Genomic DNA, 20,297 nt, shown 5'->3' with positions numbered 1-20,297 from the left:
AGAGGACACAGGATTCTCTCGGCGGCCCTCTGCGCCTTTGCGCCTCTGCGGTGAGTTCAAGTTTCCGCAAATCAGCACCGAGGTTGTCATGCCCACCCAGCTTCAACCGGCCACTGCGTCCTACCTCTCGGTCAACAACATCGAGGTCATCTACGACCATGTGATCCTGGTGCTCAAGGGCGTTTCGCTCGAGGTGCCGAAGGGCCGCATCGTTGCGCTGCTGGGTGCCAACGGCGCGGGCAAGAGCACCACGCTCAAAGCTATCTCGAATCTGCTCGGCGCCGAGCGGGGCGATGTCACCAAGGGCAGCATCGAGTTCGCCGGCACCCGCATCGACCGCCTCACGCCGGCCGAGCTGGTGCGCCGCGGCGTGATCCAGGTGATGGAGGGGCGCCACTGCTTCGGCCACCTGACGATCGAAGAGAACCTGCTCACCGGCGCCTTCACGCGCAACGGCACCCGCCGCCAGTTGGCGGACAAGCTCGACAAGGTCTACACCTACTTCCCGCGCCTCAAGCAGCGGCGCGGCTCGCAGGCCGGCTACACCTCGGGCGGTGAGCAGCAGATGTGCGCGATCGGCCGTGCGCTGATGGCCGAACCCGAAATGATCCTGCTCGACGAACCCTCGATGGGCCTCGCGCCGCAGATCGTCGAAGAGATCTTCGAGATCGTGCGCGACCTCAACCACAAGGAAGGCGTGAGCTTCCTGCTCGCCGAGCAGAACACCATGGTCGCGCTGCGCTACGCGCACTTCGGCTACATCCTTGAATCCGGCCGCGTGGTGATGGAGGGCGATGCCGACACCCTGCGCAACAACGAAGATGTGAAGGAGTTCTACCTCGGTCTATCCAGCACCGGGCGCAGGAGCTTTCGCGACGTCAAGCACTACCGCCGGCGCAAGCGCTGGCTTTAGTGAAATACCGATTGCGCCCGCGTGGTGGGCTTGCCGCATTGATGCCGCGCGGCGATCGATGGCGCAACGCTTGCCCTGGGGCGCAGATTCAAGTTCGGCGTCGATACGCCGTAATGCAATCTGGCGGCTTTCTGCTGCGGCAATTCCTGATCGGGCAAACGTGAACGGCTCTGGCGATCAATGCGGCTCTGTGCGGCATTCCCCGGTTTCGACCTGGCGTCGAGCCCGGCGGCTGGCGGCTGCGCTGATCCTTGGCCAGGCTGCAGCGCTGGCGCAGGCGGATGAGGGCGGCGCCATCCAGGTCAACGGCTTCATCAATGCAGGCCTTGCACGTTCGAGTTTCGACGACGCCCGCTACAAGTACATCCCCACCGCCGACGCTGACATCGGCACTGCCGCGACACCGCGCGTCGATACGCAAGCGGGCCTGCAACTGCGTTATGTCCATAGCGACAGCCTGAACGCCACCGCGCAGGTGCTGCTGCGCGATCCCCCGTCCGATGGATCGCCGCTGAAGCTGACCTGGGCCTATGCCGGTATCCAGCTGACGCCCCAGATCGAAGTGAAGCTGGGGCGTTACATGATGCCCTTCTTCCTGTTCACCGATACCCGCAACGTCCGCTACGCGCAGCCCTGGGTGCGCCCGCCGGGCGAGGTGTACGCACTGGTCACCAATACCGAATTCTTTGACGGCGCCTACCTGCGCCATCTGACGCCGCTGGGGCCGTGGTCGCTGGCAACCGAAGCCTTCGTCGGCGCCAACCGCTACGAGACCCTGCGCGCTTCGCTGAGCGGCACCTATTACGGCATGGCCTTCACGCTCTACGACAGCAACTGGACCTTTCGCGTCATGGCGCAGAACGGCACCACGCAGCTCGAGTCGCCCGCGTTCGATCGTGTGCTCGCGCTCCTGCAGCAGCGGGCACCGGATGTCGCCGCGGATTACGCCTTTGCCGAATCCAGCAACACCGGTTACCTGAGCGCCGGCCTGCGCTATGAAACGGAAGACTGGCTGCTGCTTGCTGAAGTCGCCGAAACCCGCCCGGGCGACTCACGCCTGCTGGCCAGCGACACAGGCGCCTACCTGACGGTCGGGCGCCGCTTCGGCGACTGGATGCCCTTCGTGGGTTACGCAGCACGCCGCAGCCACAACACCGAAGCCGACGCCCGCATCACCGACCCGCTCGCCAGCGCGACAGTCGCCAACGTACTGGCGCAGCAAAACTACAGCCAGCGCACCGTGTCGGTCGGCCTGCGCTGGGATCTGGTGCTCAATCTGGCGCTCAAGTTGCAGCTTGACCGTGTGCAGCCGAGCAACGGCGCCAAGGGCAGCTTCACCGTGCCTTTGCCGGCCGGACAGACGCATTCCGACGTGTTCAGCCTTGCCGCCCACTACATCTTCTGATGCGCACACTTGCCCGCCTCCTTCTCGCCGCCGTTTCAGCAGGTTTGCTTGCCATCCCGAGCCTGCGCGCCGAAGAGCCGGGCAGTGTCGTGGTGGTGGCGGGCCATGCCAATACGCTCGCCATGTTGTCGCGCGAAGAGGTCACCCGGCTGTACATCGGCGAACGCCTTGAGGGCGACAAGAACCAGCTCAAGGCGCTCGAGCTGGATGTGCCGCCATGGGCGCGGGAAGTGTTCTATGCCCGCCTGCTCGGGCGCACCCCGGTGCAGATGCGGGCACTGTGGGCGCGGCTGGTGTTCAGCGGCAAGGGCCGGCCACCGCGGATTGTCGCCAACGTCGATGCGGCGCTCAAAGAACTGGAAGGCAATGCGTCATTGGTGGTCTTCATGCCGGCCGACAAGGCCGCAGCGGCACAGCTCAAGCCCTTGTTTGCCTTCTGAGCGAACCAGCAGGACCAGCGTCCGCCCGCCGCACGCCAGTGACCGCCCTGCTACGCAACGAAGGGAGCCACGTTGAGTCACTTTTCAAGCGAGACCAAGCCGCAGGGCAGACCGACCAACCCGTTCGGCGATGGCGTCGTGCTGGTGGTGGATGACTTCAGTGCGATGCGCAGGGTCACCGTCAATCAACTCAGGCAGCTCGGCGCAGCGCAGATCATCGAGGCGCGTAACGGAGCCGAAGCGTGGGAGGTGATCCAGAATCAACCGATCGCGCTGGTGATGTCGGACTGGAACATGCCCTTGATGGACGGCTATGAACTGCTTGAGCGGGTGCGCGCAAACCCTGCGACCAGCGCCTTGCCCTTCATGATGATCACCACCGAGGGCGAACGCCGCCGCGTCGAGCGCGCGATTGCGGCGGGCGTTTCGGAGCTGGTCGTCAAGCCCTACACCTCGGCGGTGCTGGCAGAGCGCGTGGCGCGGGCCCTGCGTTGGCGCCCGCGCCGTGCCGAAGCGCCGCCCAGCCAGCCGTTCGCCACTAACGATGCCGCCGCCGCGCCAGCCAGGGCAGCGGCGCACTCGGGCAGCGCGCCAAGCGTGCGCGCCAGTCTGCTGGTGGTGGACGATATGCCCGACAATCTGACCCTGCTTGCCGGCCTGTTCAAGCAGGACTACCAGGTCAAGGTTGCCCAGAACGGCGAGCGGGCCTTGACGATCTGCCAATCCGACGACCCGCCGGATCTGGTGCTGCTCGACATCATGATGCCGGACATGGATGGCTTTGAAGTGGCCGAGGCAATCCGCAGCCACCCCTCGTCCGAACACATCCCCATCGTATTCGTCACCGCCTTGACCGACGATGCCGCGCGGCACCGCGCGATGACGCTGGGCGCCATCGACTTCGTCACCAAACCGATCGACCCGGATACCCTGCAGATGCGGGTGAAGAACTTCCTCCGCTATATCGAACTGCATCGTGGCCTGCAGCAGGATTACGACACGATGATGGAGGCCGCCCGGCTGCGCGAAGACGTCGAACAGATCACCCGCCACGACATCAAGGGCCCGCTCGCCGGGGTGCTGGGCCTCACCCAGAGCCTGCTCGAAAATGCCGGCCTGTCAGACGAGGTCAAGTCGCAACTGCAACTGATCGAGGATTCGGCGCACTCGGCGCTGGATCTGATCAACCGCTCTGCCGAGCTTTACAAGATCGAGACCGGCCGCTTCGAACTGGCACCGCAGCCGGTGATGGTGGCAAGGCTGTTGCGGCGGCTGATCGAAGTCTCGCGCAAGACCTTCGCCGCCAAGGACATCGTAATCCGGTTCGAGCTGCCGTCCGGCAGCAGCGCCGAAGACATCGTCGCCTGGGGCGACGGCGCCTTGTTGCACTCCGCCCTGCAAAACCTGCTCAAGAACGCCTGCGAGGCGATCCCGCAAGGGGGAGCGGTGGATGTAGCGATCGAGTCCACCTCGCCGGTCGCAATCGTGATGCGCAACGATGGCGTCGTGCCGGTGGAAGTTCGCGAACGCTTCTTCGACAAGTTCGCCACGGCGGGCAAGCGCGAGGGCACCGGGCTTGGCACCTACTCGGCACGCTTGATGCTCGAAGCCCAGCACGGCACGATCAGCATGGAAACCAGCGATGCCGACCAGGCCACGACGATCCGGATCACGATCCCGGCACCACCTTCGGCAAAGGCCTGATCATTGTGCTCGCCGCGGTACCGCCCTGCCCGCCAACACGCGCTCACTCCGGAGATCCCTGGATGAAACCGATTCTCGCAAGCATCGCCACCGCCGTCGTATTGCTTTCGACCCCCGCGCAGGCCGAGCCCGCGATCAAGGTGCAGCCGGTGCAGTTCAAGCAAGGGGCGTCCGGTACGACGATCAAGGCACAGATCAAGGGCGAGCAGATCATCGACTACACGCTGCGTGCTGCTGCGGGCCAGACGATGGTGGTGCGGTTCAAGCCCGGCAACCCGTCTGCCTATTTCAATGTGCTGCCGCCTGGCTCAAGCGGGGAAGCGATCTTCGTCGGTTCGAGTGCGGGCAACGACTTTTCCTCTGAACTGGCGGCCAGCGGTGAATACACCCTTCGCGTGTACCTGATGCGCAATGCCGCGCGGCGCAACGCGACCGCGAAGTACACGCTCGACATCAGCGTGACCGGTACACCCAGGCAGTAGGCCGCTGCGGGCAGGGCCCGCCCTGGATCGCGAACTGCCGGCATTGGTGTGGCGCCGTATCCAGATCGTGAGCGTCGGTTATCAAAGGTTTCAGCCTGGCCGCCCCGTGCCGCCCTGCGCTGAGCCTTCGCAATGGCGCGCCAGCACAGGCGCGGCTTGCGCTGCGGCAGTCGCTGTGCAGGCGGTTCACGCGGCAGGCGGGTGACACCGCTGCTTACGAGTACGCGCTTGGGGCTCACACACCGACGCTGCCTAGACTCCGCCTGCGGCATGTGCCGTATCTGGAGCAAGCATCATGATGACTTCGTTCGCCAGGCAACTTCGCTGCAGCGCGCTTCTTGCAGTGCTCGCGCTCGCCCCCATTGCGCATGCTGCAGGTGACGCATCGCAGGCCTCGGGCCAATCATCGGCGGCCGCCTCGTCTGCGGTGGGGGCAGTGCTTGGCGGTACGGCCGAGGCCTTGTCGTCCGGTGCCGAGTTGTCGGTCGTGGCGGTTGAACACGGCAGCGAGGCAAGCGTGCTGGTGCTGCAAAACATCGGAAACGGCCTTGAAGTGTCGGTGAAGCTCACCGGGCAGGCCGCCGGTGGTGCGTCGGTGGCGGTTGGTAGCACGGTGCAGGTGCTCACCGAGGCGGCAGGCTACCTGCTGACCAGCGGCGGCAAGGCGATTGCGTACGTGCCGAACGAAATCGGCAAGAGCCTGCTGCAGCACACCCGCCTGACCGGTGCCACGCTGTGAGCGCCCTCCGCCGGTGCCTGTTGGTGCTGAGCTTGCTGGCGCTGCGGCTTGCGCACGCCGGCCAGCCCTGCACCGAGCAGCCGATCAGGCCCGAAACCCTGAGCAAGGCTTTCGGGCTCGCGCTCAAGACCCGCGAGTCGCTCGACCAGAGTGGCGCCGAGGTCGTGATGCTGGCGCGGGTGGGCCAGGATCTTTCAAAGTGGGGCCTGCGCTACACCCATCTGGGTTACGTGTGGCGCGATTCGCCCTCCGGCCGCTGGACGGTGCTGCACGAGCTCAACCAGTGCGGCAGCGCCCGTTCTGCGCTGTACGCCGAAGGCTTGGCCAACTTCTACGCCGACGACCTGTTCCGCTGGGAAGGGCTGATCCTGATCCCGCCGGCCGACACCCAGAAGCGCCTGGCTGCGTCCTTCCGGTCTGGCGCCTATGCCGTGATGCACGAGGCCCGCTACAACATGCTCGCTTACCCGTTTGAGGCGCGTTATCAGAACTCGAACCAGTGGGCGATCGAAGTCCTGGCCGATGCCGAAGCCGGCCCCTTCAGCGGCCGTGGCGAAGCGCAAGCCTGGCTCAAGCGCGCCGGCTATCAGGCCACCACGCTGAAGATCGACACCGCGACACGGCTCGCCGCGCGGATGTTCCGCGCCAACGTCGCCTTCGACGATCAACCCTTCGACCGGCGCATGGCAGGCCAGATCGACACCGTGACGGTCGAGTCGGTCTACGCCTGGCTTGCGCGCTACGCGCCGGGCGCCCGGCGCGTGCTGGTGAGGCTCTGAGCCCGGCAGGCGGCAGCGATCCGCTAGAATCGGGCGGATGACTCACGCCGTAAATCCGCTGCCGCCCCGCCGTTTGTCCGTCGCGCCCATGCTCGACTGGACCGATCGTCACTGCCGTTACTTCCACCGCCTGCTCGCGCCGCACGCGTGGCTCTACACCGAAATGGTGACCACCGGCGCGCTGCAGTACGGCGATGTTGAACGCCACCTGCGCTTTCACGGCGAAGAGCACCCGGTTGCGCTGCAGCTGGGCGGCTCCGATCCGGCGGCACTCGCCCATGCGGCAAAGCTGGGCGAAGACTGGGGCTACGACGAGATCAATCTGAACTGCGGCTGCCCCTCGGAACGGGTACAGAACGGTGCTTTCGGCGCCTGCCTGATGGCCGAACCCGAACTGGTGCGCGATGGCTGCCGCGCGATGCGCGATGCGGTGGCGATTCCGGTCACCGTCAAACACCGCATCGGCATCGACCGCATCGAGGATTACGCCTTCGTGCGCGACTTCATCGGCACCGTGGCCGAGGCGGGCGTCACCACCTTCATCGTGCATGCCCGCAATGCCTGGCTCAAGGGCCTCTCGCCGAAGGAAAACCGCGAAATTCCGCCGCTGCGATACGAGTTCGCGCACCGGCTCAAGCTCGACTTCCCGCAGTTTGAAATCCTCGTGAACGGCGGCCTCACCAGCACCGAGCAGATCGAAGTGCAACTGCGCCATGTCGATGGCGTGATGATCGGCCGAGAGGCCTACCAGAACCCCTGGGCGCTGGCCGAATGGGAGCGCGCGCTGTTCACGCCGGACTGGGCGCCGTCGCGCGAGCATGTCATCGCCGCGCTGGTCGCTTACTGCGAGCGCGAAAAAGCCGCCCACGGCACCCCGATGCGTGCCATCGTGCGGCATGTGCTGGGCCTTGCCAACGGCCTGCCCGGAGCACGCGGCTTCCGCCGCCTGCTCTCTGATCCGCAGCGCCTGCGGGCTGACGAACCGGCACTGCTGTGGGAAGCATGGGCCTGTGTCGGCAAGCCCGAAGCGGTCGAGCCCCCGGTGCCTGGCTGAAGTGATTCACGAGGGAATCCCGATGCAAGACGAGAAAGTCATCCTGATCACCGGCGCCGCTCGGCGCGTCGGCGCCTGCATTGCGCGAACCCTGCATGCCGCTGGCTGTCGCGTGGCCCTGCATCATCGCGGATCGCGCACCGATGCCCAGGCACTCGCCGCCGAGCTGGAAGCGCAGAGGCCCGGCAGCAGCCTGCTGCTGCAGGCCGATCTTCTCGACACGGCGGCCCTGCCAGACATGGTTTCACGCACGCTGGCGCAATTCGGGCGTCTCGATGGCCTGGTCAACAATGCGTCGAGCTTTTACCCGACCGCGATGGGGCACATCGACGAGGCGCAGTGGCTTGACCTGAGCGGCACCAACCTCAAGGCGCCCTTGTTTCTTTCGCAGGCGGCAGCGCCCCACTTGCGCGCAAGCGGCGGCGCCATCGTGAACATTGTGGACATCCACGCCGAGCGGCCGCTTAGCGGCTACCCGGTGTATTCCGCCGCCAAGGCCGGCTTGCTTGGCCTGACCCGTGCGCTGGCGATTGAACTGGCGCCGCAGGTGCGGGTGAACGGTGTTGCACCGGGCGCCATCGAATGGCCCGAAGACGGCCAGTTTCCGCCCGCCGAACGTGAAGCGATCATCGCTCACACCCTGCTCAAGCGGGTCGGCTCAGCGCAGGACATTGCCGGCGCAGTGCGCTTCCTGATGCTTGATGCGCCCTACATTACCGGGCAGATACTGGCAGTGGACGGCGGTCGATCCGCGCATCTTTGAGCCAGCGCCCGCCTCAAACGGTGGTACGCACGGGTAGATTTCCCATGCCGGTGGAATCAGGCCGGATCGCAAACGCATGATCCGCCCCTTGATCGCCATTGCGGGTGGCAAATAAGTTCTTTGAAATCATTGCTTTGGCCGCACGTCGCCGCAAAGCCGAAAGTCCCTTTTCGGGGCGCCAAAAGGAATCCCGAAAGCGCTGGTCCGGCAGCTATAATTGCCTGCTATCTCAAACACCTACGCGACTCCCGTGACCCTGGAACCCGCCCTCGACGAGGCGAGCGAAACCGCCGTTTCGAACACCTTCCTGCGCCTCAAGAAAAGCCTTGAACGCCAGGTCGGCCGCGCCATCGGCGATTTCAACATGATTGAGGACGGTGACGTGGTGATGGTCTGCTGCTCCGGCGGCAAGGATTCCTACTCGCTGTTATCGCTGCTGCTGGCCCTGCGTGAACGCGCACCGGTGAACTTCCGCATCATCGCGATGAACCTCGACCAGAAGCAGCCAGGCTTTCCCGCCGAGGTGCTGCCAGCGTATTTCGAGAAGCTTGGCATCGAGTACCGCATTGTCACGGAAGACACCTACTCAATCGTCAAGGACAAGATCCCGGAAGGCAAAACAACCTGTTCGCTGTGCTCGCGCCTGCGTCGCGGCATCATCTACCGGGTGGCGCGCGAACTGGGGGCAACCAAGATCGCGCTAGGCCACCACCGCGACGACATGCTCGAAACCCTGTTCCTGAACATGTTCTTCGGCGGCCGCATCAAGTCGATGCCACCGAAGCTGACCAGTGACGACGGCCAGCACATCGTCATCCGCCCGCTGGCTTATTGCACCGAGCGCGACCTGAGCCGCTTCGCACGTGGCATGGAATACCCGATCATCCCTTGCAACCTGTGTGGTTCGCAGGAGAACCTGCAACGCAAGCATGTCAAGGCTATGCTTCAGGAATGGGAGCAACGCTATCCGGGGCGGATCCAGTCGCTGAGCACCGCGCTTGCCAACGTGGTGCCCTCACACCTGCAGGATCAGCGGCTTTTCGACTTCAAGGGGGTCAAGGCCGGAGAGGGCGTCGACGAGGGGGACATTGCCTTTGACGCACCGGACATGCCAAGCGCCCCGGCGGTGGTGGATATTGTTTCGATTGCCCGAAACGAACGTGACACATTCGTTGGTGCAGAAGAGCCTCAAGGCTCTATGCTCAACAGCCGTTAAACAGATTCTTAATGCATCCGATTCCCGCGGAACGTAACCAGATGTCGAACCGGACCGATTTCAACTGCGTGCTGTTTGCCGAATTGCTTGGTAGCCAGAAGCTCACCGACAAGATTGGCCCGACCGAGGCTCAGCGCGCGCTGGATCGAGCCCGCAACCGCATCATGCGATCTGTCGACGCACACCATGGCCATGCACTGCTCGACCGCGCCGATCGCCTGATCGCCTCGTTCAAACGCGCCGACGACGCGGCGCAGGCCGCATCCGACATGCACGAGAAGGTGCAGCGTCTGCCGCCGGTTTCCGGCATCACGATCGGGCTCAAGATCGGGCTGCACTGCGGCGAGCTGGTTTCGGGCAACGAACCTTCGGGCCTGGCGGTTGAGCTGGCAGGCCGCCTTGCCGAAACCGCCGAGCCCGGCCAGGCCCTGATGACCGGTGAGCTCGCCCTGCACCTGACCGAGGGCGTCAAGGCCCTTGCATCGTCGGTGCGCGACCGGAACGTCCGCCACGACGGCATGGACATTCCACTCTACGAACTGACATCGCAAATCGGCCCGGACTCGGTGCCGCCAAGTTCCAGTGCCGGTACGGATACCAGCCGCGCCCGGCTTGTCTTGCGGCATCGCGGCGTGGCCCACATCGTGACCGAATCGCGCCCGATCCTTTTGATGGGCCGCGAGGAAGGCAACGACATCGTGATCCTCGATCGCCGTGCCTCGCGCCACCATGCCCGGATCGAGTGGCGCCACGGCCATTTCTACGTCATCGACCAGAGCTCCAACGGCACCTTTGTCGCGCCGGAAGACGAGGCCGAGATCATGCTCAAGCGCGAAGAGTGCGCGCTGCCGACGCTTGGGCGGGTCGGTTGCGGCTTCTCCTGCGAAGAAGACAGCCAGGGCGAGATGGTCTCGTTCGAGATCCGTCAGGGCTGAGGCGGACTTGGCATTCAGAAAAAAGGGCCGCGCTTGCGGCCCTTTTGCTTGGGGCGAGCCGGTCAGGCGCCTCTGAGCGCCCGGCTATGGCTGCGCACGGTTTCCGCCAGGGCGGTGACATTGTCTGGGTTGGTGAACTGCGAAATGCCGTGACCAAGATTGAAAACATGGCCTGGGTGCTTGCCGAAGCTGTCGAGCACCCGCCTGGCCTCCTTCGACACTGACTCCGGCGTACCGAACAGGGAAGACGGATCCAGATTCCCCTGCAGTGCCACCCGATCGCCAACACGCGCCCGCGCTTGGCCAATGTCGGTTGTCCAGTCCAGTCCCACTGCATCGCAACCGATCGCGGCGATTTCTTCCAGCCACTGGCCGCCCCCCTTGGTGAAGACAATCACCGGCACCTTCTCGCCATCGTGCTCGCGCTTGAGTCCGGCAATCACCCGCTGCATGTAGGCAAGCGAGAATTCGCGATAGGCGTGCGGCGTGAGCGTGCCGCCCCAGGTATCGAAGATCTGCACCGCCTGCGCGCCGGCCTCGATCTGCGCGTTCAGGTACTGCGTCACCGCGTCGGCGGTCACGCCCAGGATGTGGTGCAGCAGATCCGGCCGCGCGTAGAGCATGCTCTTGAGGTGGCGGTAGTCGCTCGAACCGCTGCCCTCGACCATGTAGCAAGCGAGCGTGAAGGGGCTGCCGGAAAAGCCGATCAAGGGCACGCTGTTGTCGAGCGCGCGGCGGATCTCCGCCACCGCGTCGATGACGTAGCGCAGCTTGTCGTGGGGGTCCGGCACGCTGAGGTCGCGAATCGCCCACTCTTCGCGCAGGGGGCGCTCAAAGCGGGGGCCCTCGCCTTCTGCGAAATACAGTCCGAGCCCCATCGCGTCCGGCACCGTCAGGATGTCGGAGAACAGGATCGCGGCATCGAGCGGGAAGCGCGCCAGCGGCTGCAAGGTCACTTCGCAGGCCAGTTGCGGGCTCTTGCAGAGGGCAAGGAAGTTGCCTGCGCGGCGCCGCGTTTCGCAGTACTCCGGCAGGTAGCGGCCGGCCTGGCGCATCAGCCAGATCGGCGTGTAGTCCGTTGGCTGGCGGAGCAGTGCGCGCAGGAAGGTATCGTTGCGAGGGCGGGACATGGCGCTACCTGGGATGGAAAGACGGCGATTCTAGCGCGCCGCACCCGGGCGAGGGCGCACTCGGCGGCAGACCGTCCGCGCGGCCGCTCAACGGCAGCTGAGGCGCAGCTGGGTCGCGAAGTCGGTGACCGGATTCGGACCCGCGATGATCGCTTCGCAGACGCGCGGCGTCGGTTCGATGCGCTGGCTGAGCATCAGGCGGCTGCCTTCATAGACGCAGCCGAGCCAGATGCCGCTTGAATCCGGCGCGTCGAAACGCCATACCAGACGCCGGCCACCGGCCGATTCCTCGGGCCTGAGCGTGGCACCCTCGTGCGGCGGTCCGTCAAACAGGCGGATCGCCCGCAAGCGCTGCGGCATGCGTTCGGGGCTCAGCGACCAGGGCGCAGGCACCTGCGGCAGGGTTTCCTGCGAATCAATGCTGGCGGGGCACACCGGCGCCGCCATCCCCTTGCCGGCAAGCAGCGCGATCGCCAGCCATAGCATCACACGCATCACAGCCGCCTGAGCAACAAGGTCGCCAGCACTGACAGCAGCACCGTCATGCCCAGCGCGATGCGGACCTCTCGACCACCGACGCGCAGCTTCAGATCGCCAGGCAGCCCGCGCTTGAAGCGTGCGCGCAGCCATGCGTCGAGCACGCCGGAGCACAGCGCAAGCAGCACGATCACCAGCAGCCATTTGATCATCGTGACTTGGTTCGCCGTCCGAACGATAGTTCGGCACCCCGAACGGTGGGATGATGTGCGACTGCAACAGGGGGATCTTGAATGCTCACGCTATTCACTTGGGGAACGCCGAACGGCCAGAAGGTTTCGATCATGCTCGAAGAGTGCGGGCTGCGCTACTCGGTCAAGCCGATCGATCTTGGCGCGGGCGAGCAATTCGACCCAGACTTCCTCGCGCTGAACCCGAACAACAAGATTCCGCTGCTGCAAGACGACGAAGGCCCCGATGGTTCGCCGATCACCTTGTTCGAATCGGGCGCGATTCTGGTCTACCTGGCCGGCAAGTGCGGCCAGTTCCTGCCCGCATCGGCGCACGGCCGTTACGAAACGCTGCAGTGGTTGATGTTCCAGATGGCCAGCCTGGGCCCGATGCTGGGCCAGGCACACCACTTCCTGCGCTTTGCCCCGGAAGCGGTGCCTTACGCAATGAAACGCTACGGCGACGAGGCCCGCCGCCTTTACCGCGTGCTTGAAACCCGTCTTGAGGGGCGCGAGTGGATCGCCGCCGACCTCTACACGATCGCCGATATCGCCGCCTTCCCCTGGATCGCCTGCCACGAATACCAGCAGATCGATCTTGCTCACTATCCGAACGTACAAGCCTGGTTCGACCGCATTGCCGCAAGGCCCGCGGTCCAGCGTGGCCTGAAGGTGCCCAAATGAACGCCCGCGAAACGCTGTCGGTTGAAGTCCTCAGTGCCTTGCCGCAAGGTCAAGCCCGCCACACACCGCTGGTCTTCGTGCATGGCGCCCATGCCGGCGCCTGGTGCTGGCAGGAGCACTTTCTGCCCTTCTTCGCGGCGCGCGGCTGGGCATCGCACGCGCTGTCGTTCTCGGGGCACGCCGGCAGCCCCGGGCACGAGTACCGGGATGCGCTGTCGATCAACGACTATGTGAATGACCTGAAATCGGTGATCGCGACGCTGCCCGCACCGCCGGTGCTGATCGGCCATTCGATGGGCGGCTTTGTCGTGCAACGCCTGCTCGAAGAACAAAGCGCACCGGCGGCCGTCTTGATGTGTGCGGTGCCGCCGGGCGGCATGTGGTCGTCGGCATTCGGGCTTGCCCTGCGTCGCCCCGGCTTGCTCTTCGATCTGAACCGGCTCGCCGGCGGCGGCGCGATCGGCGTTCACGCACTGGTCGAAGCCATGTTCCACCAGCCAATGCCGCATGAACTGCTCGAGCGCTACTTCCTCAAGATGCATGGCGAATCGCAGCGCGCGATCTGGGACATGCTGGGCTTTGCGCTGCCGCGCGTCTGCCGCGAGCATTGCGCTCAGGTGCTGGTCATGGGGGGCGAAGCCGACGCGCTGATCCCGGTGGCGGGCGTAAGGCAAACCGCCGCTCTGTGGGGCGTGGAGGCCTTGATCGTGCCGGACATCGGCCACGGCATGATGCTCGAAGCCGGCTGGCGCGCCGCCGCCGACCCAATTGCCGACTGGCTCGATACGCTGCCGGTGGATTGAGCCGTCACGCCCATGTTGTGCGGGCGATTGTATCTTTTCTGCAACGTCATCATTTTGTCTTACAAGCCATGTTTTTATTGGCTTCCCGCCGCATGCACGAATGAACTTCGTGAGAAATTTCGCGTCGATGCAACATTGGCCCTCAACTTTTTCCGGATTTGCACGTTCACTAGAGGCATGAGCTTCGCAAAGAAGCCATGAGGGGGCAGGAAGCGCCGGAGCGGGGATGATCCGGCGCATTTGGGGACAACCCAAAACAGAGGGCGACGACGGTGATGATCATGGATATGGCAACGGGCAACACGTTCGACGAGTTCGGACAATTCGCTGAAGAAGTGCTGAACGCGGGGGGCTTGCCGCACGCGTTGGTCGAGCAACTCGGTCTGCAGCAAGTTGAAACCACCTCCCGGCGCCATGCGGCCATGCCGCCGGGCGATCCGGATTCCTTCCTGCAGCAGGTCTATCGCTTCCAGGAATGAGTAGCACACGCCGGGCCGGGGGGCTCGCTTGAGCGAGCGTGCCTCCCCGCGCGGCGAGGCGACCAGCCTGCTCGCCGTGATTGAAGGCGCGCTGGGGCCCTTGCATGCGGCCATCGCGCCGGATGTGCTGCGCCTGGGCGACCTGCAAGTACAGATCGAACACAGCCTGCCGGCCGGCATCACGCCGCAGCTGCATTGGTCGGTGACCGAATCGGGCCGAGCCGGCTTGAGGGTGACTGCTTATCTTGGCCAGGTGGCCGACCCGCGACCTGCCGTGCGCGCAATCCTGACCTATGTTGTGGCTGATCCGGTGAGCGGCAAACCCAGCCTGCTCGACGCCGAACGCGAAGCGCGCGTGGCCGCCCTGCGCGGCTAACAGCCTGCGCCGCGCGTCACCAGCGTGATGCGTGATCCTCGCTCACGCCCAACAGCCCGCTGACATCCCTGCCTGCCTCGCCCGGCACGCCAAGCCTGCCTGAATACGTGCCGATCGCCTGCACGAAGCGGCTTGAAGCGAAACCCAGATTCTTGCTGCCCTGGTGCAAGCCCTCGGGCTGGAAGCGCAAATGCGTGCTGCCGCAATCCGAACGCATCTGCCATGGTGCCAGCGGATCAGCGCGATCGTGTTCGAAACGCACCGCGCCCAGTTTGTGCGGCACGCCAGCAAGCCAGATCACGTTTTCAGCCGCATCCATGTAGCCGGCCTGCAGATTGAAACCGAAGCCCGTTGCATGCGCCGAGGCCCATTGCCAGCGCGTGTCATGGGCAAGGAATCCGTCCGAATGGTCAAGGCTTGCAACAGCGCCTGCGAGATCGATGCTGCATCCCGCCACCTGCAACTGCCCAGCCAGCGGGACAGCACCGCTCTTGTGGGTGCAATGCGCGATCAGGTTGGCGGGTGCCACGATGCAGGCCGGCGGCGGCATGGCGCCCAGATCGAGGCATGCATCGAGTTGCAAGCGACGATGCCGGGCGATCACCCGCAACCCGCGCGGCGCGGCCTGCATCTCGATACGCAGGCCCGGCAGCGTCGCGGCAGCATCGGCGAACGGGCGGGTATCGACCCGGCATGCGCCGGGAAGGCCGTCGCGCGACAGCGATACCAGTTGCCGGGGCACGCGCAGAAAGGCGTAGGCAAACGCATGCGCGGCCCAGCCCAGGTCCACCACCGCGATGCCGACGAAAACCTGCGGATGTGCGATGGCTACGTATTGCCAGCGCTTGTGCCGCAGCCAGCCTTCAAGCCAGCCGGGGCGGCGCGGCCAGATCAGCCCCTGCCAGTCGACCCGGTCCAGCGCACCCGCCCAGGCGCCAAAGCGGGTCGCTCCCCCTGTATCGAGCAAGCCGGGCGGCAGCGGCGCCAGCGCGCTCATGGCGCCCCCCTACAGCGTGTGCAGACGATCGCCGCGCGAAAACCCGCGCAGCGGCCCCGCCACGCCGCGGCCGAGCGCGAGCACCTTGAACAGCTCGCCCATCTCGTGCGGCGCAATCAGGCGCTGTGCGGCACGCGCGGCGCGGATGTAGTCCGCCGTGTCGGTCGGGCCGCGTTCGGCGAGGCAATCAAGCAAGCCACAGTTGATCAGAAAGTTGGCCTGGTCGATGTAGCCGTGCACATCCAGCCCCGCTGCGAAGCCAGCGTCGGCCGCCGCCGTGAAGTCGACGAAACTGGTGATGTCGGTAAGGCCCGGCCACAGGAAGGGATCGGGGTGGGCGCGGTGGCGGTAGTAACAGATCAAGGTACCGGTACTGCGTGAGGCCAGGTAGTACTCGCGCTGCGGATAGCCATAGTCGATCAGCAGCATCACGCCGCGGCCGATGCGGCGCGACCATTCAGTGATCCAGGCGCGCGCGGCCAGGCAGATCTCGCTGACGTACTCGCCTTGCGCGGGCATCGGCGCTGGCAGGGCGGCGGCCGCGCTTGCCAGCGCACCGTCCGCGGGGCGGTCTGACCAGCGCAAGCCGTCCTGCCAGCAGACGCCGCGCTGGAACACCGCGCCATCGCGCCAGACCGCCAGTTCAACCGGCATCACGTCGAGCACTTCGTTGGCAATCACGACGCCGTCGAACTGGTCGGGCAGGGTGTCAATCCACTCCACCCGCGGCAGTAGCGCCGGCACCTTTTCTTGCAGGGTTTCGCGCTGACGCGCGCGCAGTTCACCGGAGAGTTCAAGAATGCGGTAGCGCTCGGGCAAGCAGGCTGCCTTGTCGAGCGCGGCGAGCAAATCGGCAGCGAGCAAGCCGGTGCCGGCGCCGACTTCGAGCACTTCGGCAGCGGTCAGCGGCAGCAGGTCGGCAATCTGCCGGGCGAGGGCTTGCCCGAACAGGGGTGTGAGTTCCGGCGCAGTGATGAAGTCGCCGCCGGGGCCGAACTTGCGTGCCCCCCCGCTGTAGTAGCCCAGGCCGGGGCTGTAGAGCGCCAGTGCCATGTAGTCGGAAAATGGAATCCAGCCGCCGGCCTGATCGATGGCGGAGCGGATGCGGGTGAGCAGCGCGGCGCTCGCCTCAAGGGCGTCGGGCGAGGGCGGCGGTAGCTCGTCTGGGCGTTCGGCAGTCATGCGCCGATTCTACCGCCCGCCGCCGGGCCTACTGACTTGCCGGCTCGGGCGCGCCCTGCCAGGCGTAGTCCATCTGCCGTGCGGTGCGCACGGCCAGCGCGCGGTCGACCAGACGTGCGACCAGGTAGAGGCTCATGTCGATACCGGCAGAGATGCCGGCCGAAGTGATGAGCGGCCCGTCGTCGATGAAGCGCGCGTCCGCTGAAACATGGGCATCCGGGTAGCGGGTGCGCAAGGCAGCGACGTCTTCCCAGTGCGTGGTGCAGCGGCGGCGATCCAGCAAACCGGCTTCGCCAAGCAGGAAGGCGCCGGTGCACACCGAGGCGATACGCCCCGCGTGCGCCGCCTGGGCCGCCACCCAGGAAACGACTTCCGGACGTTCAAGCTCGGCGTCGACCACGCCGCCGGGCACGATCAGCAGATCAAGGGGCGGATGGTCGTGGATCGGGTGGGGCACGCTCACCTGCATGCCGCCGCGGGTGCGGATCTGCGGCTGGCGTGCAATCAGAACGGGCGCGAATGGCGGCGGCGAGCCTGGGTGAAGACGCTGGAAAACGCGGCTGGCGGTGGAAAAGACTTCCAGCGGGCCGGCGAAGTCGAGGATCTCGACTTCGTCGAAAAGGTAGAGCCCGATGCACAGCGTCATCATTCACTCTCCATCCGCATGCGGGGGGCTGCGGCGAGCGCGATTGTGGCAGGTTTTGCTGCGATGCGGCATCCGGATCGCAGCCGCCCGCCTACTTGATGATTTCGACCCCGGTGACGAAGTACGGGGTGTCGCCGAAACAGGTCGAAGGAATGCCCTTGTGTTCGTCGTAGTGCAGTGTCACCTGTTTGCCCAGCGCCTGGTTGATCTTCTCGGCTACTGCATCGTCCGGCACAGTGAAGGCGAATTTTTCCGGCAAGGAGCCGGGAATGGCCAGCATGTTCAACTCACCTTCCCAGGTCTTGCACAGCCAGCCCTTGCGCGAGAGCTTGAGCACGAAGCCGGCGCGCTCGCCGCTTGAGTAGGCGTAGTGCAGCGAGCCATAGGTGTAGAGCCCTGCAAGGCCGATTGTCGCGACCAGCAGGATGAGGATCCATTTCTTGGTTGCGCGCAGCGCGGCATCACGGGTCGGCAGCTTGGAGGTGTCCATGGATTTTCTGGCAGTCTGAAAGGTTTGCAGAGGATAGCAGGCTCGCCTCAGGCGGGCATGGGCAGGTTACGACGCAATTGGACTGCCTCGGCCACATGGCTGACCCCAAGCCCCTCGGCGCCAGCCAGATCGGCGATCGTGCGCGCCACACGCAGCAGGCGATGGGTACCACGCGCCGACAAGCCCAGGCGGGCGATGGCACTCGCCAGCAGGCGCGCACCCGCCTCGTCGGGGGTGCAGAAGCGCTCCACCGCGGCGGCTTCCAGCGCCGCGTTCGGTTTGCCCTGGCGTGCCTGTTGCACGGCATCAGCCGCCTCCACCCGCTGCCGCACTGCGGCACTGGCCTCGCCCGGCGCTGCCGCCTGCAAGTCTGCGGCGGGCACGGCGGCCACTTCCATCACCATGTCGATACGGTCGAGCAGCGGGCCGGACAAGCGCCCGCGGTAGCGCGCCACCTGATCCGGCGTGCAGCGGCAACGCCCGCTGGCGTCGCCATGATGCCCGCAGGGGCAGGGGTTCATCGCCGCAACAAGCTGGAAGCGCGCGGGGAAGTCGGCCCGCCGCGCCGACCGCGATACGGTGATGTGCCCGGTTTCGAGCGGCTCCCGCAGGCTTTCGAGCACCCGGCGATCGAACTCCGGCAGCTCATCGAGAAACAGCACGCCATGATGGGCCAAGGAAATCTCGCCCGGGCGCGGCGATGCCCCGCCGCCCACCAGCGCAGCGGCCGAAGCCGAATGGTGCGGGCTGCGCACCGGCCGCACGCCCCAGCGGGCCGGGTCAAAGCCGCCGTCGATCGACTGCACCGCCGCGGCTTCAAGTGCTTCGGCCTCGGACATAGCGGGCAGCAGGCCAGGCAGGCGCTGTGCCAGCATCGACTTGCCGCTGCCGGGCGGGCCGTAAAGCAACAGTGAATGGCGCCCGGCGGCGGCGATCTCAAGCGCGCGCTTTGCGCTTTGCTGGCCGCGCACGTCCGCCAGGTCGGGATAGCGCGGCGCCTCGCGGGCACACGGGTCCGCCACCACCGGATCGAGCAGGCTTTGTCCGTTCAGGTGTGCCACCACTTCAAGCAGGCTGCGGGCGGCGAATACGCCCGCATTGGCCACCAGTGCGGCTTCGGCGGCATTGGCTGCGGGCAGCACCAGGCGACGCCCTTCACGCGTAGCCGCCAAGGCCATCGCCAGCGCGCCGCGCACCGGCCGCAGGCGGCCATCGAGCGACAACTCGCCAGCGAACTCGATGCCCTCATGCGCACCGCTGCGGATCTGACCCGACGCCGCAAGAATGCCGAGCGCGATCGGCAGATCGAAACGCCCGCCTTCCTTGGGCAGGTCGGCCGGCGCCAGGTTGGCGGTGATGCGCCGCTGCGGAAATTCAAACTGGCAGGTCTGCAGCGCGGCGCGCACCCGGTCGCGCGCTTCGCGGACCTCGGCTTCGGGCAGGCCAACCAGCGAAAAGCCGGGCAAGCCGTTGGCGAGATGCACCTCGGCCACCACTTCGGGCGCGGCGATCCCGTCGAGGGCGCGACTGACAACGCAGGCAAGGCTCATGATCGTTCCGCAATGACAATGGCCTGAGTCTAGCGATCTGCGCCTCAGCGTCCATAATGAAAATTCGCGCCGCGCGTCACCAGTCACGCTGCGGCATCGCGAGCGTTCTTGACGGGGGGTGCGACATGAGCCGGATCTGCGCTTTGGGCCTTGCTGTTTTCGGCCTCGTGCTGGGCCTGCCCGCCAGCGCTGCGGGACTGCGAGTGCCGGTGAGCGCTTTCGGCGTCGCCTCGCCCGACTATCCATCACACAACGCGCAAGGCGCCGAAGAGGGTGATCTCACGACCATCGGGCGCAGCCGGCTGCGCTATGCGCTGCTCGACCAGCCCGATGTCACGGCCGGCGTGGGGCTGAGCAACTGGGACCCTGCGCGCGCGGCGACCCAGCTGTTCACCGGACGCAGCTACGTGCCCTTGCTGCATGCGTTTGGCGAGTACCGTTTCTGGCGCAGCTTCCGCATCGGTGGTGACATCGACGCGCTGGGCGGCAGCCAAGGGCGCACGCTGAACGCCGGGATGCGCCTCTCCTACGACTTTTCGCCCGCGTGGTCCGTATCGGCCGCTTACCGCCTGTACCGCGAGGGCGACGAACTGCGCTTCGATCCGGTTGAGCAGGGTCGCGTGAGCTTCGGGACGCGCTTGCGCTTCTAGGCGGACTCACGGAACCGGCCGGGCCGGCACGCGCGCCTGCGGCGCAGGCTTGAACCGCGCACAAAAGAATGCCGGCTGCCGCCGGCGAGCCCGGCCTGCCAGAACACGCGCCATGCCCTGGCCGCCCGGGGGGCGCAGCATCCACACTGGATTGCGACCCGGTTGCAGGACAC

General features: G+C 65.9%; 24 protein-coding genes. 16 read left to right on the top strand and 8 right to left on the bottom strand.

The features are described 5' to 3' along the window. Positions 1 to 88: 88 nt before the first annotated feature. The 11 genes from OPU71_RS09010 (at position 89) to OPU71_RS08960 (ending at position 10,430) form a co-directional block, all read left to right on the top strand. The gene (locus tag OPU71_RS09010) at positions 89 to 913 is read left to right on the top strand and encodes an ABC transporter ATP-binding protein (protein WP_267727519.1); all 825 of its coding nucleotides are present in this window, start codon (positions 89 to 91) and stop codon (positions 911 to 913) included. A 190-nt stretch (positions 914 to 1,103) separates the two neighbouring features. Continuing rightward, positions 1,104 to 2,318: a hypothetical protein gene (locus OPU71_RS09005; protein ID WP_267727517.1), complete on the top strand. Its 1,215-nt coding sequence runs from the start codon at positions 1,104 to 1,106 to the stop codon at positions 2,316 to 2,318. Next, the gene (locus OPU71_RS09000) at positions 2,318 to 2,758 is read left to right on the top strand and encodes a hypothetical protein (RefSeq protein ID WP_267727515.1); all 441 of its coding nucleotides are present in this window, start codon (positions 2,318 to 2,320) and stop codon (positions 2,756 to 2,758) included. Before OPU71_RS09005 ends, OPU71_RS09000 begins: the two co-directional genes overlap by 1 nt. Before the next feature lie 72 nt (positions 2,759 to 2,830). After that, complete coding sequence (locus OPU71_RS08995) at positions 2,831 to 4,462, top strand: hybrid sensor histidine kinase/response regulator (protein WP_267727513.1); 1,632 nt, start codon at positions 2,831 to 2,833, stop codon at positions 4,460 to 4,462. A gap of 62 nt (positions 4,463 to 4,524) precedes the next feature. Continuing rightward, a complete protein-coding gene (locus OPU71_RS08990) occupies positions 4,525 to 4,944 on the top strand; it encodes a hypothetical protein (protein ID WP_267727511.1) in 420 nt (139 codons plus the stop codon). A 295-nt stretch (positions 4,945 to 5,239) separates the two neighbouring features. Next, complete coding sequence (locus OPU71_RS08985; RefSeq protein WP_267727509.1) at positions 5,240 to 5,683, top strand: hypothetical protein; 444 nt, start codon at positions 5,240 to 5,242, stop codon at positions 5,681 to 5,683. Beyond that, positions 5,680 to 6,462, top strand: coding sequence for a DUF2145 domain-containing protein (locus tag OPU71_RS08980; protein WP_267727507.1), 783 nt, complete (start codon positions 5,680 to 5,682; stop codon positions 6,460 to 6,462). Before OPU71_RS08985 ends, OPU71_RS08980 begins: the two co-directional genes overlap by 4 nt. Positions 6,463 to 6,499: 37 nt before the next feature. Then, on the top strand, positions 6,500 to 7,516 hold the full coding sequence (dusA, locus tag OPU71_RS08975; protein WP_267727506.1) for a tRNA dihydrouridine(20/20a) synthase DusA: 1,017 nt from the start codon (positions 6,500 to 6,502) through the stop codon (positions 7,514 to 7,516). 22 nt (positions 7,517 to 7,538) lie between these two features. Then, positions 7,539 to 8,279, top strand: coding sequence for a pteridine reductase (locus OPU71_RS08970; RefSeq protein ID WP_267727504.1), 741 nt, complete (start codon positions 7,539 to 7,541; stop codon positions 8,277 to 8,279). Positions 8,280 to 8,529: 250 nt separating this feature from the next. Continuing rightward, positions 8,530 to 9,495 (top strand): tRNA 2-thiocytidine(32) synthetase TtcA, encoded by a 966-nt coding sequence (ttcA, locus tag OPU71_RS08965; RefSeq protein WP_267727501.1) that lies wholly within the window; start codon positions 8,530 to 8,532, stop codon positions 9,493 to 9,495. Between the two features lie 41 nt (positions 9,496 to 9,536). Next, positions 9,537 to 10,430, top strand: a complete 894-nt coding sequence (locus tag OPU71_RS08960) for an FHA domain-containing protein (protein ID WP_267727499.1) — start codon at positions 9,537 to 9,539, stop codon at positions 10,428 to 10,430. A 62-nt stretch (positions 10,431 to 10,492) separates the two neighbouring features. On the opposite strand, the gene hemE is transcribed toward OPU71_RS08960, so the two are convergent. The 3 genes from hemE to OPU71_RS08945 all read right to left on the bottom strand — a co-directional run bounded on the left by hemE (position 10,493) and on the right by OPU71_RS08945 (position 12,249). After that, positions 10,493 to 11,560, bottom strand: a complete 1,068-nt coding sequence (gene hemE / locus OPU71_RS08955; RefSeq protein WP_267727497.1) for a uroporphyrinogen decarboxylase — start codon at positions 11,558 to 11,560, stop codon at positions 10,493 to 10,495. 87 nt (positions 11,561 to 11,647) lie between these two features. Beyond that, positions 11,648 to 12,055, bottom strand: a complete 408-nt coding sequence (locus tag OPU71_RS08950; protein ID WP_267727495.1) for an STY0301 family protein — start codon at positions 12,053 to 12,055, stop codon at positions 11,648 to 11,650. Continuing rightward, positions 12,055 to 12,249, bottom strand: coding sequence for a DUF2905 family protein (locus OPU71_RS08945; protein WP_267727493.1), 195 nt, complete (start codon positions 12,247 to 12,249; stop codon positions 12,055 to 12,057). Before OPU71_RS08945 ends, OPU71_RS08950 begins: the two co-directional genes overlap by 1 nt. Positions 12,250 to 12,330: 81 nt before the next feature. Between OPU71_RS08945 and OPU71_RS08940 the strand changes: the two genes are divergently transcribed. The 4 genes from OPU71_RS08940 to OPU71_RS08925 all read left to right on the top strand — a co-directional run bounded on the left by OPU71_RS08940 (position 12,331) and on the right by OPU71_RS08925 (position 14,609). After that, on the top strand, positions 12,331 to 12,951 hold the full coding sequence (locus OPU71_RS08940; RefSeq protein ID WP_267727491.1) for a glutathione S-transferase family protein: 621 nt from the start codon (positions 12,331 to 12,333) through the stop codon (positions 12,949 to 12,951). Further along, the gene (locus OPU71_RS08935) at positions 12,948 to 13,754 is read left to right on the top strand and encodes an alpha/beta hydrolase (protein ID WP_267727489.1); all 807 of its coding nucleotides are present in this window, start codon (positions 12,948 to 12,950) and stop codon (positions 13,752 to 13,754) included. The genes OPU71_RS08940 and OPU71_RS08935 overlap by 4 nt, the downstream gene beginning before the upstream one ends. Before the next feature lie 281 nt (positions 13,755 to 14,035). After that, positions 14,036 to 14,233 carry a hypothetical protein gene (locus tag OPU71_RS08930; RefSeq protein WP_267727487.1) on the top strand — a complete coding sequence of 66 codons (198 nt, stop codon included), beginning with the start codon at positions 14,036 to 14,038 and terminating at the stop codon, positions 14,231 to 14,233. A gap of 28 nt (positions 14,234 to 14,261) precedes the next feature. Then, positions 14,262 to 14,609 (top strand): hypothetical protein, encoded by a 348-nt coding sequence (locus OPU71_RS08925; RefSeq protein WP_267727485.1) that lies wholly within the window; start codon positions 14,262 to 14,264, stop codon positions 14,607 to 14,609. Between the two features lie 16 nt (positions 14,610 to 14,625). Here the strand turns inward: OPU71_RS08925 and OPU71_RS08920 are convergent, their stop codons facing one another. The 5 genes from OPU71_RS08920 to OPU71_RS08900 form a co-directional block, all read right to left on the bottom strand. Further along, positions 14,626 to 15,606 (bottom strand): DUF2804 domain-containing protein, encoded by a 981-nt coding sequence (locus tag OPU71_RS08920; protein ID WP_267727483.1) that lies wholly within the window; start codon positions 15,604 to 15,606, stop codon positions 14,626 to 14,628. Between the two features lie 9 nt (positions 15,607 to 15,615). Continuing rightward, positions 15,616 to 16,788 carry a class I SAM-dependent methyltransferase gene (locus OPU71_RS08915; RefSeq protein WP_267727481.1) on the bottom strand — a complete coding sequence of 391 codons (1,173 nt, stop codon included), beginning with the start codon at positions 16,786 to 16,788 and terminating at the stop codon, positions 15,616 to 15,618. Positions 16,789 to 16,816: 28 nt separating this feature from the next. Further along, positions 16,817 to 17,437 carry a DJ-1/PfpI family protein gene (locus tag OPU71_RS08910; protein WP_267727479.1) on the bottom strand — a complete coding sequence of 207 codons (621 nt, stop codon included), beginning with the start codon at positions 17,435 to 17,437 and terminating at the stop codon, positions 16,817 to 16,819. Positions 17,438 to 17,525: 88 nt separating this feature from the next. Continuing rightward, on the bottom strand, positions 17,526 to 17,924 hold the full coding sequence (locus OPU71_RS08905) for a hypothetical protein (RefSeq protein ID WP_267727477.1): 399 nt from the start codon (positions 17,922 to 17,924) through the stop codon (positions 17,526 to 17,528). A 47-nt stretch (positions 17,925 to 17,971) separates the two neighbouring features. Next, a complete protein-coding gene (locus OPU71_RS08900; RefSeq protein WP_267727475.1) occupies positions 17,972 to 19,474 on the bottom strand; it encodes a YifB family Mg chelatase-like AAA ATPase in 1,503 nt (500 codons plus the stop codon). A gap of 125 nt (positions 19,475 to 19,599) precedes the next feature. Here OPU71_RS08900 and OPU71_RS08895 point away from each other — a divergent pair, with 125 nt between their 5' ends. Further along, a complete protein-coding gene (locus OPU71_RS08895; protein WP_267727474.1) occupies positions 19,600 to 20,124 on the top strand; it encodes a hypothetical protein in 525 nt (174 codons plus the stop codon). The last annotated feature ends 173 nt before the right edge of the window (positions 20,125 to 20,297 follow it).

The organism is Niveibacterium sp. 24ML (assembly GCF_026586805.1).
In the GTDB taxonomy this organism is placed as follows: Bacteria; Pseudomonadota; Gammaproteobacteria; order Burkholderiales; family Rhodocyclaceae; genus Niveibacterium.
This window is presented reverse-complemented; position numbering and strand designations above follow the sequence as displayed.

Excerpts from the sequence above, each read along its gene's own strand:
- OPU71_RS09010 (WP_267727519.1), top strand. The coding sequence starts at position 89 with ATGCCCACCCAGCTTCAACCGGCCACTGCGTCCTACCTCTCGGTCAAC.
- OPU71_RS09000 (WP_267727515.1), top strand. The coding sequence starts at position 2,318 with ATGCGCACACTTGCCCGCCTCCTTCTCGCCGCCGTTTCAGCAGGTTTG.
- OPU71_RS08990 (WP_267727511.1), top strand. The coding sequence starts at position 4,525 with ATGAAACCGATTCTCGCAAGCATCGCCACCGCCGTCGTATTGCTTTCG.
- OPU71_RS08985 (WP_267727509.1), top strand. The coding sequence starts at position 5,240 with ATGATGACTTCGTTCGCCAGGCAACTTCGCTGCAGCGCGCTTCTTGCA.
- dusA (WP_267727506.1), top strand. The coding sequence starts at position 6,500 with ATGACTCACGCCGTAAATCCGCTGCCGCCCCGCCGTTTGTCCGTCGCG.
- OPU71_RS08970 (WP_267727504.1), top strand. The coding sequence starts at position 7,539 with ATGCAAGACGAGAAAGTCATCCTGATCACCGGCGCCGCTCGGCGCGTC.
- OPU71_RS08960 (WP_267727499.1), top strand. The coding sequence starts at position 9,537 with ATGTCGAACCGGACCGATTTCAACTGCGTGCTGTTTGCCGAATTGCTT.
- hemE (WP_267727497.1), bottom strand. The coding sequence starts at position 11,560 with ATGTCCCGCCCTCGCAACGATACCTTCCTGCGCGCACTGCTCCGCCAG.
- OPU71_RS08950 (WP_267727495.1), bottom strand. The coding sequence starts at position 12,055 with ATGCGTGTGATGCTATGGCTGGCGATCGCGCTGCTTGCCGGCAAGGGG.
- OPU71_RS08945 (WP_267727493.1), bottom strand. The coding sequence starts at position 12,249 with ATGATCAAATGGCTGCTGGTGATCGTGCTGCTTGCGCTGTGCTCCGGC.
- OPU71_RS08940 (WP_267727491.1), top strand. The coding sequence starts at position 12,331 with ATGCTCACGCTATTCACTTGGGGAACGCCGAACGGCCAGAAGGTTTCG.
- OPU71_RS08935 (WP_267727489.1), top strand. The coding sequence starts at position 12,948 with ATGAACGCCCGCGAAACGCTGTCGGTTGAAGTCCTCAGTGCCTTGCCG.
- OPU71_RS08930 (WP_267727487.1), top strand. The coding sequence starts at position 14,036 with ATGGATATGGCAACGGGCAACACGTTCGACGAGTTCGGACAATTCGCT.
- OPU71_RS08920 (WP_267727483.1), bottom strand. The coding sequence starts at position 15,606 with ATGAGCGCGCTGGCGCCGCTGCCGCCCGGCTTGCTCGATACAGGGGGA.
- OPU71_RS08915 (WP_267727481.1), bottom strand. The coding sequence starts at position 16,788 with ATGACTGCCGAACGCCCAGACGAGCTACCGCCGCCCTCGCCCGACGCC.
- OPU71_RS08910 (WP_267727479.1), bottom strand. The coding sequence starts at position 17,437 with ATGATGACGCTGTGCATCGGGCTCTACCTTTTCGACGAAGTCGAGATC.
- OPU71_RS08905 (WP_267727477.1), bottom strand. The coding sequence starts at position 17,924 with ATGGACACCTCCAAGCTGCCGACCCGTGATGCCGCGCTGCGCGCAACC.
- OPU71_RS08900 (WP_267727475.1), bottom strand. The coding sequence starts at position 19,474 with ATGAGCCTTGCCTGCGTTGTCAGTCGCGCCCTCGACGGGATCGCCGCG.
- OPU71_RS08895 (WP_267727474.1), top strand. The coding sequence starts at position 19,600 with ATGAGCCGGATCTGCGCTTTGGGCCTTGCTGTTTTCGGCCTCGTGCTG.